The following is a 15667-nucleotide window of genomic DNA, read 5'->3' as shown; positions in this document are numbered from 1 at the left end:
TGAGGCGTCAGCTCCCCTGCGGCAGGCTGTCGCGGCCCGCGCGGTCGTGATGGTCGTTCTCGGGACTCAGTTCTCGATCGAGGGCGGCGAACAGCTCGTCGTCCGTGGCGTCGTCGAGTTCTGCCACGGCGTCCGGCGCGGACGGCGCGTCCTCGGCCGGGGCGGCGCCGGCCAGCGCACGGTTCAGCAGGACTCGCAGTCGCTGGGCGACGTCAGCGGCTCGCCGGTCGCCGAGTGCGAGGGCGCCGTCCGCGGCGAACCGCGCCTCCAGCCGGTCGAGTTCGGCCAGCAGAGCCTGGCCCGGTTCGGCCTCGGCAGGCGGCGCGAGCGCGGCGCCGAGGTGCGCGGCGAGCGCGGTCACCGTCGGATAGTCGTAGACCAGGGTCGTGGGCAGCCGCAGCCCCAGCGCGCTCGCCAGCCGGTTGCGCAATTCCAGTGTGGTCAGCGAGTCGAAGCCCAGATCGAGCAGGCCGCGGCCGTCGTCGATCGACGAGGCGTCGGCGTGGCCGAGCACTTCGGCCACGAGATCGCGGACGAACTCGGTCACCGCCGTCGGCCGCTGCGACGCGTCGAGGGCGGCCAAGCGCGCCAACGGAGTCTGCGTCGGGTCCTCGACATGCCCGTTCGATGTTCGCGGTTCGGCGATCGGGGCCTGCTGGGACGCCAGCAGAGCGAACAACCGCGGCACCGAGCCGTCCGGCCCCGGCGCTGGCGGGCCCAGCCGTGCTGGGATCAGTGCCGCGTCGGCGGCCAGGGCGTTGACGAGTGCGGCGTCGAACCAGGCGAGCGCCTGCGCGACCGGCAGCGGCAGGATGCCCGCCCGAGCCAGCCGGGCACGACCCGCCCGGCCCAGCGTTCCCGCCATGCCGGTGCCGTCGCCGGGAACGGCGGGCGCCGGATCTTGATCCTCCTCGTCCTCCCACAGGCCCCAGGCGAGCGAGACCGCCGGCAGTCCGTCGGCGCGGCGCAGTGCGGCGAGCGCGTCCAGATAGGCGTTGGCGGCGGCGTAGTTGCCCTGTCCGGCGGTTCCGATGCTGCCGGCGATCGAGGAGAAGAGCACGAAGGCGGACAGCGGCAGGTCGCGGGTGAGCTGGTGCAGGTGCCACGCCGCGTCGGCCTTCGGCGCGAACACGGCGTCGACCGCGTCGGGAGTGAGTGCCGGAACGGTGGCGTCGTCGAGGACGCCCGCGACGTGCACGACCGCGGTGAGCGGATGCTCGGCGGGGATCGCGGCGAGCAGTTTCGCCCATTGCTCGCGGTCGCTCGCGTCGCAGGACGCGTAGGTCACCGTCACCGCGGCATCGAGTTCCGCGAGCTCGGCGGCCTGGTCCTCGTCCCGGCCGCGCCGGTTGACGACGAGCAGGTGCCGCACACCGTGCCGGGTGACCAGCCGCCGCGCGAGGAGCCTGCCGAGCCGTCCGGTCCCGCCGGTCAGGAGCACGGTGCCGCCGACGTCGATCCCGGGCGCGGTCCCGGGTACGATCTCAGGTGCGGCCGCGTCCTCGGCTGTCGCGGCGGAACGCGGTGGCGTGAGGCGGCGCTGTTCCAATCGGGCCGCCAGGACGGCCTCCCCACGGATGGCGAGTTGTGGTTCGCCGCCGGCGAGGGCCTGGAGGAGCAGCGGAGCCGTCGGATTGGTGAGGTCCGTGTCCTGATCGAGGTCGAGCAGGATGAATCGGCCGGGGTTCTCGGTCTGCGCGCTGCGGATCAGACCCCAGACGGCGGCGCCGGCGAGGTCCGGGGTTTCGGACTTGGCTGAGTCGCGCGTCGCCTGGACCGCGTTGCGGGTCACGAGCACGAGCCGGGAGTCGGCGAACCGCTCGTCGGCGAGCCATTGCTGCGCCAGCAGCAGGGTGCTGTGCACGCCGTGCCGCGCGGCCTCCGACGAGGCGTCGGGTCCGTCGACGTGGCAGAGCACGAATTCCGGTACGGGACCGTGCTGCGCCAGCGCTTCCAGACCGCCGGTGCCGAGCTGTGCGGCCCGCGCCGAGGACGCCTCGCCCGACCCGCCGGACGTCTGGAGCGGTGCCGGAACCCACGAGACAGCGAAGCCTTCGAGCGCGGCGGATGGCCGGAAGGGCCGCAGGACGAGCACTGCGGTCGCGATCGTGTCGCCGTTCGCATCGGTGTAGGTGATGTCGGTGGTGTGGGGTTCGGTGCTGGGGGTGAGCTGGGCGCGCAGGGTGTCGAGCCCGGTGGTGTCCGAGGCGTGGAGATGCACGTCGCGGAACGCGTACGGGACCAGCAGCGCTTCGTCGTCTGTGTCCTGATTCTCGGCGTTCCAGGCGAGTGGGTGCAGGAGAGTGTCGGTGAGTGCTGGATGCAGGGTGTGGCCGGTGGTGGGTGTGCTCGGCGGGAGGTGGGCCTCGCCGTAGTGGGTGTGGGTTTGGGGGTCGGTGGTGTGGTGGGTGAGATGGGTGAAGGCGGGTCCGTAGTGGTAACCGCGCTGGTGGAGCTGGTGGTGGAGGGTTTGAGGGTTCTGAGACCGGGTGTTCTGGGGCGGCCACGGGTCGGTGGTGGCCGGAGGCTCGGGGTGGGTGGTGGTCAGTGTCGCGGTGGCGTTGAGGGTTTGCTGGTCGGGGGTTTCGGGGTGGTGGGTGTGGATCGTGAGGGTGGCGGGCTGGCCGGGCGGGTGGATGTGGGTGAGCGTCAGGTTCAGCGGCTGGTCGGTGAGGGTGATCGGGTGGTGCAGAGTGAGTTCGGGGAGGTGGTTGTGTCCGCCGGCACGGCCGATGTGGACGGCCAGGTCGAGTACTGCGGTGGCCGGCAGCAGCGTCGTGTGGTTGATCTGGTGATCGGTCAGCCACGGGAGGGTGTTCTGGGTGAGTTGGGCGGTGTGCAGGGTGGTGTGGGTTTCGGGCTGGCGGATGGTGGTGGCCAGCAGGGGATGGTTGGCAGCGTGCTGTCCGAGCGGCGCGGGATCGGGTGTCGGGGTGGGCGCCTTGAGCCAGTGCGCGGTCGGTGCGAAGGGGTAGGTCGGCAGTGGGATGTGGGTGGTGGGATTGGCCCGCAGGTGTGGGCGATGCGTTTGGTGCAACCGCGCCAGCGCGAGGGTGAGGGTTTCGGCGTCGGGTCCGGTGTGCAGGAGGGTGGGTCCGGCGTTGTTGGCGGTGGCGAGCGCGGTCAGCGTGGTGCGTGGGCCGAGTTCGAGGTAGGCGCCGGTGCCGGTCTGACGCAGGGTATTGATTCCATCGGCGAAGTGGACCGGCTGCCGGATGTGGGTGACCCAGTGTTCTGGGTCGGTGAGTTGTTCGGTGGTGGCGATTTCCCCGGTGACGTTGGTGATGATGGGGATCGCCGGTGGGTGGTACTTCAGTCCGGTGGCGACCGCGCGGAACTGGTCGAGGACCGTGTCAGTGTGCTGCGTGTGGAAGCCGCGATTGACGTCGAGCATCCGGGTACGGACGCCGTTTTCCTTCAGGCGCGTGGCAAGAGCTTGGAGTGGTTCGGGGTCTCCGGCGAGGACCAGGTCGGTGGGGCTGTTGATGGCGGCGATCTCGACGTGGTCGGGGAGCGGAGGGAGTTGGTCGGTGCTCAGGTGGGCGGCGAGCATGGCGCCTTCGGGCATGGTCTGCATCAGTTGCGCGCGGGCCGTGACGAGGGTTGCGGCGTCGGGGAGGTCGAGCACGCCGGCCAGGTGCGCGGCGGTGATCTCGCCGAGCGAGTGGCCCATCAGGTAATCGGGCTGGATGTCGTGTTCGCCGAGCAGCGCGGCCAGTGCGACTTGGTGGGCGAACAGCGCGGGCTGGGTGTAGAGGGTGTCGTGGATCAGCGCGGCCTCGGCGCTGTCGGGCTCGGCCAGCAGGACCTCGCTCAAGGGCCTGGGCAGGTGCGGATCCAGAGCCTCGCAGGCCTGTTCGAGCGCGGTGGCGTAGCCGGGGTAGGTGCTGTGGAAGGCGGTGGCCATGCCGGGACGCTGGCTGCCTTGGCCGGGTAGCAGCCAGGCCAGGTGTCCGGCTTGGCTGCGTTGGCCGGTGTAGCGGGGGAGTGCGGGATCGCGGAGCGCGGCGACGAACTGCTCGACGCTGTCGCCGATGGCGGTGGCGTGGTGGGTGTGCGCCGGACGTGCGGCCAAGGTCGCGGCCAGGTCGTGCGGTTCGAGCTCGGGGTGAGCCTCGATGAAGTCGGCGAGGCTGTGCGCCTGACGGGTGAGCGCCTCAGGGTTCTTCGCCGACAGCACCAGCGCGAGCGGCCCGGGACGCGGTACAGGCTGTGGCGCGGGTTCTGTTGTGGGGGGCTCTTGCAGAATCAGGTGTGCGTTGGTTCCGCTGATACCGAATCCAGAGATGCCGACGATGCGGGGCTTGCCGTCGGCGGTGGTCCAGGGCGTGTTCTCGGTCAGCAGCCTCAGAGGCGTGTCGGTCCAGTCGTGGTGGGGCGTGGGTTCAGTGACGTGCAGAGTTTTCGGGTGGATGCGGTGGGTCAGCGCCTGGGTTTGGGTGATGATCGCGGCCACGCCTGCGGCAGCTTGGGTGTGTCCGAGGTTCGATTTGACCGAGCCCAGATACAGAGGTCGGGTGCGCTGGTTGTAGGCGGTGTGCAGCGCGCCGGCTTCGATGGGGTCGCCCAACGTGGTGCCGGTGCCGTGCGCCTCGATCGAGTCGATCGCCTCCGGAGTGAGCCCGGCATTGGCCAGCGCTTGTTGGATGACGCGGGTCTGTGCGGGTCCGTTGGGTGCCGTAAGGCCGTTGCTGGCGCCGTCTTGGTTGACGGCGGATCCGGGGATGATGGCGTGGATGTGGTGGCCGTGGCGTTGGGCGTCGCTGAGTCGTTCGAGCAGGATCAGCCCCGCGCCTTCGGCCCATCCGGTGCCGTCGGCGTTGGCGGAGAAGGGTTTGCAGCGTCCGTCCGGGGCCAGGCCGCGCTGCCTGCTGAATTCGATGAAGATCGAGGGCGTGGCCATCACGGTGGCGCCGCCGGCCAGTGCCAAGGCGCACTCGCCCTGCCGCAGCGCTTGGCTGGCCAGGTGGACGGCGACCAGCGAGGAGGAGCACGCGGTGTCGATCGTCAACGCAGGACCCTGAAACCCGAACGTATACGCGATACGACCCGAAGCGACGCTGCTCTGATTCCCGGTCAACAGGAATCCCTCCACGCCATTGGGTGCGGAGCCCGGCAACAACCTTGAGCTGTAGTCGCCGCCGTACATCAGCCCCACGTAGACGCCGGTCTTGCTGCCGTGGAGGGTGTCGGGGTTGATGCCGGCGTGTTCGAGGGTTTCCCAAGCGACTTCCAGGAGCAGCCGCTGCTGGGGGTCGATGGCCAGTGCTTCGCGCGGGCTGATGCCGAAGAAGTCGGCATCGAAGGCGTCGGCGTCCTGCAGGAACCCGCCTTCGCGCGCGTAGCTGGTTCCGGGATGGTCTGGGTCCGGGTGATACAGGCCCGCCAGATCCCAGCCGCGGTTGCCCGGCAACGGCCCGACCGCGTCCCGGCCCTGGACCACCAGCTCCCACAGCTGCTCCGGCGAGCGCACCCCGCCGGGAAAGCGACACCCCATCCCGACCACCGCGATCGGCTCGTCGAGCGTCTCGGTGCCCTGCGAAACGGATCGTCCGCGCGGTCGCGTCTGTGCGGCCGGTCGGCGGCCGGCCTCCGGCCCCTCGCCCCCGAGCGCGTCGAGGATCTGCTCCGCCAGGAACGCGGCCAGCACCGCCGGGGTCGGCTGATCGAAGACCACGGTCGTGGGCAGCCGCAGGCCGGTGGCCCGTTGCAGCCGGTTGCGCAGTTCCACCGAGGCCAGCGAGTCGAAGCCCAGCTCCCGGAACGCCCGCGTGCCCTCGACCGCTCCGCCGGCGGGCAGCCCGAGCACCGTCCTGACTCCTCCGGCGACCAGTTCCTCCAACGCCCGCGTCCGCTCGGACTCGGACAGCGCGGCCATCCGGTCCGCCCAGGAGCCCGCACCACCGCCGTTGGCCGTGACGTCCTCGCTCTTCGCCGCCCGGGGCACCGGGCGTCGGATCAGGGCCCGGAAGACGGCGGGCAGCGCACCGGGCTCGGCGGCCTGTTCGCGCAGAGCGGCCAGGTCCAGACGGGCCGGCACCAGGTGCGCGTGCCCCGCGGCCGCCGCCGACAGGGCCGCGTCGAACAAGCCGAGCCCCTGCTCCTCGGTGAGCTGCGCCAGGCCGCTGCGGCCCATCCGAGCCACGTCCGCGCGGCCGAGCCGGCCGGTCATACTGCTCGCGTCGCCCGCCCACAGACCCCAGCCCAGGGAGAGTGCGCACTGGCCGAGGTAACGCCGATTCGTTGCGAGCGCGTCCAGGAACGCGTTGCCCGCCGCGTAGTTCGCCTGCCCGGCGTTGCCCAGCACCGCGACCGCGGAGGAGAAGAGCACGAACGCGGCGAGCGGGGGACGGTCCGGCCGGGTCGTGAGTTCGTGCAGGTGCCAGGCGGCGTCGATCTTCGGCCGCAGCACCCGGTCGAGCTGATCCGCGGTCAGCGAAGCGGCGACCGCGTCGTCCAGGACGCCGGCCGCGTGCAGTACGGCGGTCAGCGGATGCGCGGCGGGCACGGCGTCGAGCACCACGGCGAGCGCCTCGCGGTCGGCGGCGTCGCAGGCGGCGAGCGTGACCCGTCCGCCGTCTCGCTCCAGCTGTTCGACGAGTTCGGCGACGCCGGGCCCGGCCGCTCCGCTTCGGCTCAGCAGCAGCAGGTGCCTGATTCCGTGGTGACGGACCAGATGCCGGGCGAACAGCGCGCCGAGCATGCCGCTCGCGCCGGTGATGAGCACTGTCCCCTCGGGATCGAGTGGTGCGGCGGCCTCGGTGTGGGCCACCTCGGCGCGGGTCAGTCGCGGGGCGAGCGCCGCTCCGGCGCGCAGCGCGAGCCGGGGCTCGCCAGCCGATGCGGCGGCGGGCACGAACGGCAGCGAGGCGTCGTCGAGGTCGAGCAGGACGACCTGACCGGGGTATTCGGTGCCGACGGAGCTGAACAGGCCCCACAGCGGTGCGACGCTCAGGTCGACCGCCTCGTCCGGGTCCACCGCGACCGCGCCGCTGGTGGCCAGGACCAGGCGGGTCATTGCGAGCCGTTCCTCGGCGAACCAGGCCTGGACGAAGGCCAGAGCGCGCTGCGCGAGCTCGTGTGTCGCGGTCGGTAGCGTCGGTGTGTGCGTCCCGTCGGCGCTGCCGACGCTGTCGTCGGGCAGCGCTCTGGCGAACCGGACGAGGACCGCGTCCGGAGCGGGAGCGCCCTGCTCCAGGGAGCTCACGAGCGCGGCGAGGTCCGGGTGCTGTCCCGTCAGCTCGACACCGTCGCCCTGGAGCGCCGGTGCGTCCGGACCGGTGTCGCCGACGACGGCCCAACGCTGTGCGGCGGGCCTTTCCGGCAAGCCGATCGCGACGCGCTGCCAGCTCACCTCGTACAGCGGTGCGGACCCCGGCCCGGCCGCCTGCTGGAGCCGTTCGGGATCCACCGGACGCAGCGTCAGCCGTCCGACCGTCGCGATCGGCCCTCCCGCGCCGTCCGCCAGGTGCAGCGTCACCGAGTCCGCGCCGGACGGGGTGATCCGTACCCGAAGCCGGGCCGCACCTGCGGCGTGCAGCCGCACGTCGGACCAGGCGAACGGCAGCAGCGGCGGTCCGTCGGCGGCGGGCTCGGCCGGATTGGCCGGATCCGCCAGGCCGAGCACGACCGGGTGCAGCGCGGAATCGAACAGCGCGGGATGCACGCCGTAGCTCTCGGCGGACTCCCGCTGCTCCTCGTCGAGCGAGACCTCCGCGTACAGCGAGCCGTCCGAGCCGCGCCAGGCGGCGTCGAGACCGCGGAACGCCGGACCGTAGCCGTAGCCGATGCGCGCGAGCCGTGCGTAGGCGCCGGAGAGGTCGACCGCGGTCGCGTCCTGCGGCGGCCACGCGTCGGACTGCTGCGCGCCGTCGTTCGCACCGAGCGCGTCCGTACCGGGCTCGGCTTCGTCGGCGAGAACGCCGTGCGCGTGCCGCGTCCACGGCGACGCCGGCTGCCCGGCATCCGCTGTGGCGGGCCGCGAATGCACTGTGACCTCGCACCGGCCCGCCGCGTCCGGCTCGTCGACCAGCACTTGCAGGTCCGCCTCGAATCCCGCGTCGAGTACCAGCGGCGCTTCTAGGGTGAGCTCCGCCAGGTGCGGGTGATCGCAGCGGGCACCGGCCTGCAGAGCCAGCTCCACGAACGCGGTCCCGGGCAGCAGCACCGTCTCGCCGACGGCGTGGTCCGCCAGCCAGGGCAGCCGTGCCGGCGAGAGCCGCGCGGTGAACACCGTCCGCCCCCGGTCCGCGAGCGTCACGGCCGCGCCGAGCAGTGGGTGCCGCACCGGGTCCAGACCGAGGTGCGCCGGGTCGCCTGCCGCTGTCGCCGCAGCGTCGGCCAGCCAGTACCGCTCGCGCTGGAACGGATACGTCGGCAGGTCGACGGGGCGGGCCGGGGGGAGCACGGCCGACCAGCGCACGTCCGCGCCGGCGGCGTCGGCTTCGCCCGCCGACAGCAGCAGCCGCGTCCAGCCCTCGTCGCGGCGCAGCGTTCCGGTCGTCACACCGGCCGCGCCGACGTCCTCGAACACGTCCTGGACCGACGCGGCCAGCACGGCGTGCGGGCTCACCTCGATGAACAGCCGGTGGCCCGCGGCGATCAGACCGCGGCAGACCTCGTCGAAACGCACCGTCTCGCGTAGGTTCCGGTGCCAGTAGGCGGCGTCGAGCCCCGCGGTGTCGAACGGGCCGGCGGTGAGCGTGGAGTGGAAGGCGGTCGGTGCGGAGCGCGGGGCGACGTCACCGAGGGTTTCGAGCAGGCGTTCGCGCAGCGCGTCCATGTGCGGGGTGTGCGAGGCGTAGTCGACCGGGATCCGCCGTGCCCTGATATCGGCGTCCGCGCAGGCGGCGAGCAGCTCGTCGAGCGCCTCGGTCTCGCCCGCGACGACCGTCGCCGCCGGGCCGTTGACCACGGCGACATGGACGCGCCCGGCCCATCGTTCGATCAGCCGAGCCGCCTCCTGGGCCGGCCGGGCGATCGAGACCATCCCGCCGGCCGGAGCGAGCTCGGCGATGGCGGCGCTGCGCAGCGCCACCACCTTCGCCGCGTCCTCCAGGCTCAGGGCGCCGGCGACGTACGCGGCGGCGATCTCGCCCTGCGAATGCCCGACCACGGCGGCCGGCTCCACCCCGAGGCTCCGCCACACCTCGCCGAGCGAGACCATGACCGCGAACAGCGCCGGCTGAACCACGTCCACCCGGTCCAGGCCCGGTGCCCCGGGCACGCCAAGCAGCACGTCGATGAGCGACCAGTCGGTGTGCGGGGCGAGCGCTTGCGCGCACTCGCTCAGCTTGCGGCGGAACACCGGCGACCGCTCCCACAGCTCGACCGCCATACCGGCCCACTGCGACCCCTGACCGGGGAAGACGAACACCGGCTTGGGATCGGCCGTGGTCACGCCCTGGACGAGCCGCGCGTCCGGCTCGTCCGCCCCGAGCGCGCGCAGCCCTTCGAGCAGGTGCGCGGTCGAGTCGGCCGCGATCACGGCGCGGTGACCGAGCCGGGCCCGGCCCTCGGCCAGGGTCCGCGCCACGCCTGCCAGGTCGGCCTCGGTGGCGGCACCGGAGTCAGTACCGGAGTTAGTACGGGAACCAGTACCGGAACCGAAACGGTCGAGCAGCCGCGTTGCCTGCGCGCGCAGTGCCGGTGCCGAACGGGCTGAGAGCACGAACGGCAGCGCGGCGCCGGCGGACTGCGGGCCACTGTCGGCGGCTATGTCGGTGCCGGCGCCACTGCCAGCGCCACTGTTGGCGGCGATGTCCGTGCCAGCGCTACCGTCGGCGCTACTGTCGGCGGCGATGTGGGTGCCAGCGCCATTGTCGGCGGCGGCGCCGATGCCACTGTTGGTGTTCGTGCTGGTGTTGGTGCCACTGTCGGCGGCGGCGCTGGCCGCGGTACCAGTGTCGGTGCCGGTGCTACTGCCGGTACCGGTGCCGGCGGCGCCAGTCTCGGTCTCGGCCGGTTCGGGCTCCGCCTCCTCCAGCACCACGTGCGCGTTGGTGCCGCTGATCCCGAACGAGGAGACCGCGGCTCGGCGCGGATGCCCGGCGCGCGTCCATTCCCGCTCGTCCGTCACCAGCTCCACCGTGCCGGCGGACCAGTCGACGTGCGGGCTCGGCCGCTGTGCGTGGAGCGTGGCGGGCATCCGTCCGTGGCGCATCGCCAGCACCATCTTGATCACGCCGCCGACGCCCGCGGCCGCCTGCGTGTGTCCGATGTTCGACTTCAGCGACCCGAGCCACAGCGGGCGTCCGTCCTCGCGGTCGCGGCCGTAGGTGGCCAGCAGCGCCTCCGCCTCGATCGGATCGCCGAGCGCGGTGCCGGTGCCGTGCGCCTCGACCGCGTCCACCCCGGCCGCGGACAGGCCGGCGTCGGCCAGCGCGGCCCGGATCACCGCCTCCTGCGCCGGGCCGCTCGGGGCGGACAGCCCGTTGCTGGCACCGTCCTGGTTGATCGCGGATCCGCGCAGCAGCGCCAGCACCCGGTGTCCGTTGCGGCGGGCGTCGGAGAGCCGTTCGAGCACCACGAGGCCGACGCCCTCCGCCCACCCGGTCCCGTCGGCCTGCTCGCCGAACGCTTTGCAGCGGCCGTCCGCGGCGAGGCCGCGCTGGCGGGAGAACTCGACGAACATGCCAGGGTTCGACATCACCGTCGCCCCGCCCGCCAGCGTCAACTCGCATTCGCCCGAGCGCAGGGCCCGCGCCGCGAGGTGCAGCGCGACCAGCGATGAGGAGCACGCCGTGTCGACGGTCACCGCTGGCCCGCGCAGCCCGAGGGTGTAGGCGATCCGGCCCGAGGCGACGCTCGCCGTGGTGCCGGTCAACAGATAGCCGCCGGCGTCCCCGTCCGCCTGGTGCAGCCGGGGTCCGTAGTCCTGCGCCGTGGCCCCGACGAACACGCCGGTGGACGAACCGCGCAGCCCTTCGGGATCGATACCCGCGCCCTCGACCGCCTCCCACGCGGTCTCCAGCAGCAGCCGCTGTTGCGGATCCATCGCGGCCGCCTCGCGCGGGCCGATGCCGAAGAAGGCCGCGTCGAAGCGGTCGGCGCCGTCCAGGAAGCCGCCCTCGCGCACATACGTGCGGCCCGGCTTGCCCGGCTCCGGATCGTAGATTCCGGCCAGATCCCAGCCGCGGTCGGCCGGGAACGGTCCGATGGCGTCCCGGCGCTGTTGGACCAACCGCCACAGGTCGTCCGGCGAGGCCACCGACCCGGGGTACCGGCAGGCCATGCCGACCAGCGCGATCGGCTCCCGGTCGTCGACGGCCGCGGCGGGTGCCGACGGCGGCGGATCGCTCTGCGTGCCACCGTCCGCGAGGAACTCGGCCACCGCTCGTGGGGTCGGGTGGCTGAACACCAGCGTCGGCGCGAGCGCGAGCCCGGTGGCCTCGGCCAGCCGGCCGCGCAGGTCGACGGCGCCGAGCGAGTCGAGCCCGAGCCGCTTGAACGATCGCTGGAGATCCAGCGTCTCCGGATCGTCATATCCGAGCACTGCGGCGACGCAGTCCCGCACCAGCCGCTCGGCCCGGTCCAGGTCGAGCCGGCCCGGCCGCTCGTCCGCGGGCTCGACGGCGCGACCGGAGTCCGCCGTCTCGACCGTGTTCGCAGGATCCTGTGACGTCCGTGGCACGGCCACCGCGGCGGCGTCGTGCCAGTACCGCCGCCGCTGGAACTGGTAAGTGGGCAGGTCGACGAGCCGCGCCTGCTCATCCCCGGCCTGGGCCGCCCAGCGCACCGGAAACCCGCGGGTGTGCGCCCAGCCGACGGCCGCGGCGAAGGACTCGGGCTCCGGCCTGTCGCGTCGCAGCAGCGCGGCCGCCTCGGCCGGGCCGCCCTGCGCGGCCAGGGTCTGGACCGCCATCGGGACCAGGGCCGCATCGGGACCGAGCTCCAGCTGCGCGGTCACGCCGAGGCCCGACAGGGTCCTGACAGCCGCCTCGAACCGGACCGGCCGTCGGGCGTGCTCGACCCAGTAGTCGGCGTCCCACACGGCGCCGTCCGCGGTGAGCTCGCCGGTTACTGTCGAGACCGCCGGGATCCGCCCGGGGGAGTAGGACAGCCCGGCCGCCACCTGGCGGAACTCCTCCAGCATCGGGTCCATCAGCGCGGAGTGGAACGCGTGGCTCACCCGCAGCCGGTTGACCCGCCGACCGTCCGCGCGCAACTGCGACTCCAGAGCGTCCACCGCCGTCGCGGAGCCGGAGACCACTACCGCCTGGGGCGCGTTGACCGCAGCCAGGTCCAGTCCCTCCGCGGCTGCGAGAAGCGGCGCGATCTCCTGCTCGGTGGCCTCGACGGCGAGCATCGCCCCGCCGCCCGGCAGCTGCTGCATCAGCCGGCCGCGTGCGGCGACCAGGATCGCCGCGTCCGTGAGCGAGAGCATCCCGGTCACGTGCGCCGCGGCGATCTCGCCGACCGAATGGCCGGCGACCGCGTCCGGCCGCAGCCCCCAGTGCTCGGCGAGCCGGAACAGCGCCACCTGGACGGCGAACAGCGCGGGCTGGGTGAACTCGGTGCGGTGCACGAGGTCCGGATCCGGATCGGCCAGCAGGGCGCGCAGCGACCGGCCGAGCAGCGGGTCGAGCGCCGCGCAGGCCTCGTCCAGCGCCGCGGCGAACACCGGATGCGCCGCCGCGAGCTGCGTTCCCATGCCCGGCCGCTGGCTGCCCTGTCCGGAGAACAGGAACGCCAGCTTGCCCGGCGTCTCGGGCGCGCTGCCGCGGATCACGCGGGCCGAGGAGCTGCCGGCGGCCAGTGCGGACAGGCCCCGCAGCAGCTCGTCCCGGCTCCGGCCGAGCACGACGGCCCGGTCCGGGAAGGCGGTCCGGGTCACCGCCAGCGATCGGGCGAGATCGAGGTCTGAGACGTCATCAGGACTCTGCCGCACATGGTCGGCCAGCCGGGCCGCCTGCGCGCGCAGCGCGGCCTTTCCGCGGGCGGACAAGGGCCAGGCGAGGACCGTGTCGGGCCGCGCCGCATCGAGCTGTGCTGTGACGGGCTGCGCCACATCGGGCTGCGCCAAATCGGGCCGTGCCGTATCAGGCTGGGCTGTATCCGGCCGTGCCGTATCGGTCTGCTCAGCGCCGGATTGCGCCGGCAGCCGGGAGTCCGGCCCAGGCCCCGCGCCGGTCGTCGTCGGCACCCCAGCCAGCACCAGGTGGCAGTTCGTGCCGCCCATGCCGAAGGAGCTCACCCCGGCCACCGGCACCCGGTCCGGCTCCGGCCACGGCTCCAGCTCGGTCAGGACCCTGATGTTGAGCTCGTCCAGCGGGATCCGCGGGTTCGGGGTGCGGAAGTTCAGGCTCGGCGGGAGCTCGCCGTGCCGGATCGCCAGCGCCGTCTTGAGCAGTCCGACGATGCCGGCCGCGCCTTCGAGGTGGCCGACGTTCGTCTTGGCCGAACCCACCGCCAGCGGTACCCGCGCGCCGTGCGCCCGGCCGAGTGCCTCGGCTTCCACCGGATCGCCGATCCGCGTTCCGGTGCCGTGCAGCTCCACGTACAGGATGTCCTCGGCGCGCACTCCGGATCGCTGCCACGCCGAGCGCAGCACGTCGTACTGCGTCCGCGGGTTCGGCACCGTCAGTCCGTCGGACGCGCCGTCGTTGTTCACCGCTCCGCCGAGGATGACGCACGCCACCGGATCGCCGTCGGCCAGCGCCGCGCCGAGCGGCTTGAGCACCACGGCGCCGCCGCCCTCGCCGCGCACATAGCCGTCGGCGCGAGCGTCGAAGGTGAAGCACTCGCCGCGCTCGGACAGCCCGCCGAAGCCGGCCGTCGCCAGGGTGCTCTCCGCCAGGATGTTGAGATTCACGCCGCCGGCCACGGCCAGGTCGGCCTCGCCGCGGCGCAGCGCCTCGCACGCCGCGTGCACCGCCACCAGCGCCGAGGACTGCCCGCTGTCCAGGGTCAGGCTCGGCCCGGTGAGCCCGAGCACGTACGAGACGCGGTTGGCGATGATGCCGCGGTGCGTCCCGGTGACGGTGTGGCCGCCGATCAGCTCGGCGCCGTGCTGGTACACCAGGGTCGCGTAGTCGTCCCAGATGCAGCCCACGAACACCCCGGTGCGGCTGCCGGCCAGCCGGCCCGGCTGGATCCGCGCGTCCTCCAGCGCCTCCCAGGCGAGTTCGAGCATCAACCGCTGCTGCGGATCCATCGCCGCGGCCTCGCGCGGGGAGACGGAGAAGAAGTCCGCGTCGAAGCCGTCGATCCGTTCCAGGAAGCCGCCGCGCGAGGGCAGCCGCGGATCGCGCGGCAGCCAGCGGTCGGCCGGCACGTCGGTGATCGCGCTGCGGCCCTCGCGCAGCAGGCTCCAGAACGCGGCGGGGTCCGCGGCCCCGGGAAGCCGGCAGGCCAGACCCACGACGGCGATCGGCTCCTCGGGAGCAAGGCGTGCGGGCGGTTGCTTGGACACGCTGGGTTCTCCTTGACGCACCGGTGGGCGGGCTCGTCCCTAGAGCTTCGACGGCTGATCGAAAGTCGGACTTAAAACGGGCTAAAGCCGTCGCGGCCCGCGAAACGCCTCCGTCGGCCACACCGCGCGGCCGTCGTTTAATGCGGCTTTAGACCGTCGGCCGAGGATTTCCGGGACTGACCGATCGGGACTGACCGAGCACACGTCCGGCACAGATCCGCCCGCGAGAACCCGTTCACAGGAGGCAGGTTTCATGAACACCAGTCCGCGTATCGTCCGGTACATCGCCGCCGTAGCTCTGGCGGGCTCCGGGGTCGTGGCCACCGGCGGGACCCCGGCCGAGGCGGCCCAGTCGCCCGCCGCCACCCTGGAGAATCTCAACGAGCTGATCGCCAGCTACCAGATCGACCCCGTGAGCGGGCCGTATCCGTCGGTGGGCGACACCGTCCACTACGTCGACTACCTCGAAACCCCCGACGGACACCGCGTCGGCACGGTCTACGGCTACCTGAACGTGATCGAGAAGGACCCGTCCACCGGGCACTACATCGACTTCGCCGCCGAGCGGATCGTCCTGGCCGACGGCACCATCGTGGACGCCGGCCTGTTCGACCTGAACGAGGCCTTCGGCCACGCCTGGGAGACGCTGCCCGCCTGGGGTGTCTGCGGCGCGTACGCGGGGGAGTACGGGCGCCGCGACTTCCAGATCGTCAAATCAGGGGTCTCGCTCAACGCGCGCATCGCGCTGAGCGGACGGTAGCCCCGTGAGCACGACGACCCCGGAGTCGCAGCTGCCGTCGTTTCCGATGCCGCGGGGGTGTCCGATGGCGCCGCCGGCGAAGTATGCGCAGCTGCGGCAGGAGGCGCCGGTCACGCGGGTCCGGTTGCCGACCGGCCGGGTGACGTGGCTGGTGACCGCGCACGCGCTCGCCCGGCAACTGCTCGCCGACCCCCGGTTGAACAAGAACCGCACCCTGCCCGGCTTCCCGGTCCTCGGCGCCGCCCCGGAGCGGGTCGCCGATCAGATCAGGGGATTCCTCGCGTCCATGGAGCCCGACGAGCACGCAGTGCATCGTCGTTTGGTGGTGTCGGAGTTTACGGTGCGTCGGGTGGAGGGGTTGCGGGGGCGGGTTCAGGAGATTGTGGATGGGTGTGTTCAGGGTTTGTTGGAGGGTGGGCGGCCGGGGGATTTGGTGGGGTCGGTGTCGTTGCCGGTGCCGTCGTTGGTGATTTGTGAGTTGTTGGGGGTGCCGT

The 15667-nt window shown here is 72.8% G+C and carries 2 protein-coding genes and 1 pseudogene; 2 read left to right on the top strand and 1 reads right to left on the bottom strand.

The genetic code is table 11. The features are described 5' to 3' along the window. Nucleotides 1–7: 7 nt before the first annotated feature. On the bottom strand, nt 8–14413 hold the full coding sequence (locus tag ABH935_RS30060; RefSeq protein ID WP_370381312.1) for an SDR family NAD(P)-dependent oxidoreductase: 14406 nt from the start codon (nt 14411–14413) through the stop codon (nt 8–10). A 253-nt stretch (nt 14414–14666) separates the two neighbouring features. On the opposite strand from ABH935_RS30060, the gene ABH935_RS30055 reads away from it, so the two are divergent. Continuing rightward, on the top strand, nt 14667–15173 hold the full coding sequence (locus ABH935_RS30055; RefSeq protein WP_370381311.1) for a hypothetical protein: 507 nt from the start codon (nt 14667–14669) through the stop codon (nt 15171–15173). A gap of 4 nt (nt 15174–15177) precedes the next feature. Continuing rightward, nucleotides 15178–15667, top strand: a pseudogene (locus tag ABH935_RS30050) (cytochrome P450); the annotation flags it as partial.

The organism is Catenulispora sp. GAS73 (genome assembly GCF_041262085.1).
Classification (GTDB): Bacteria; Actinomycetota; Actinomycetes; order Streptomycetales; family Catenulisporaceae; genus Catenulispora.
This window is presented reverse-complemented; position numbering and strand designations above follow the sequence as displayed.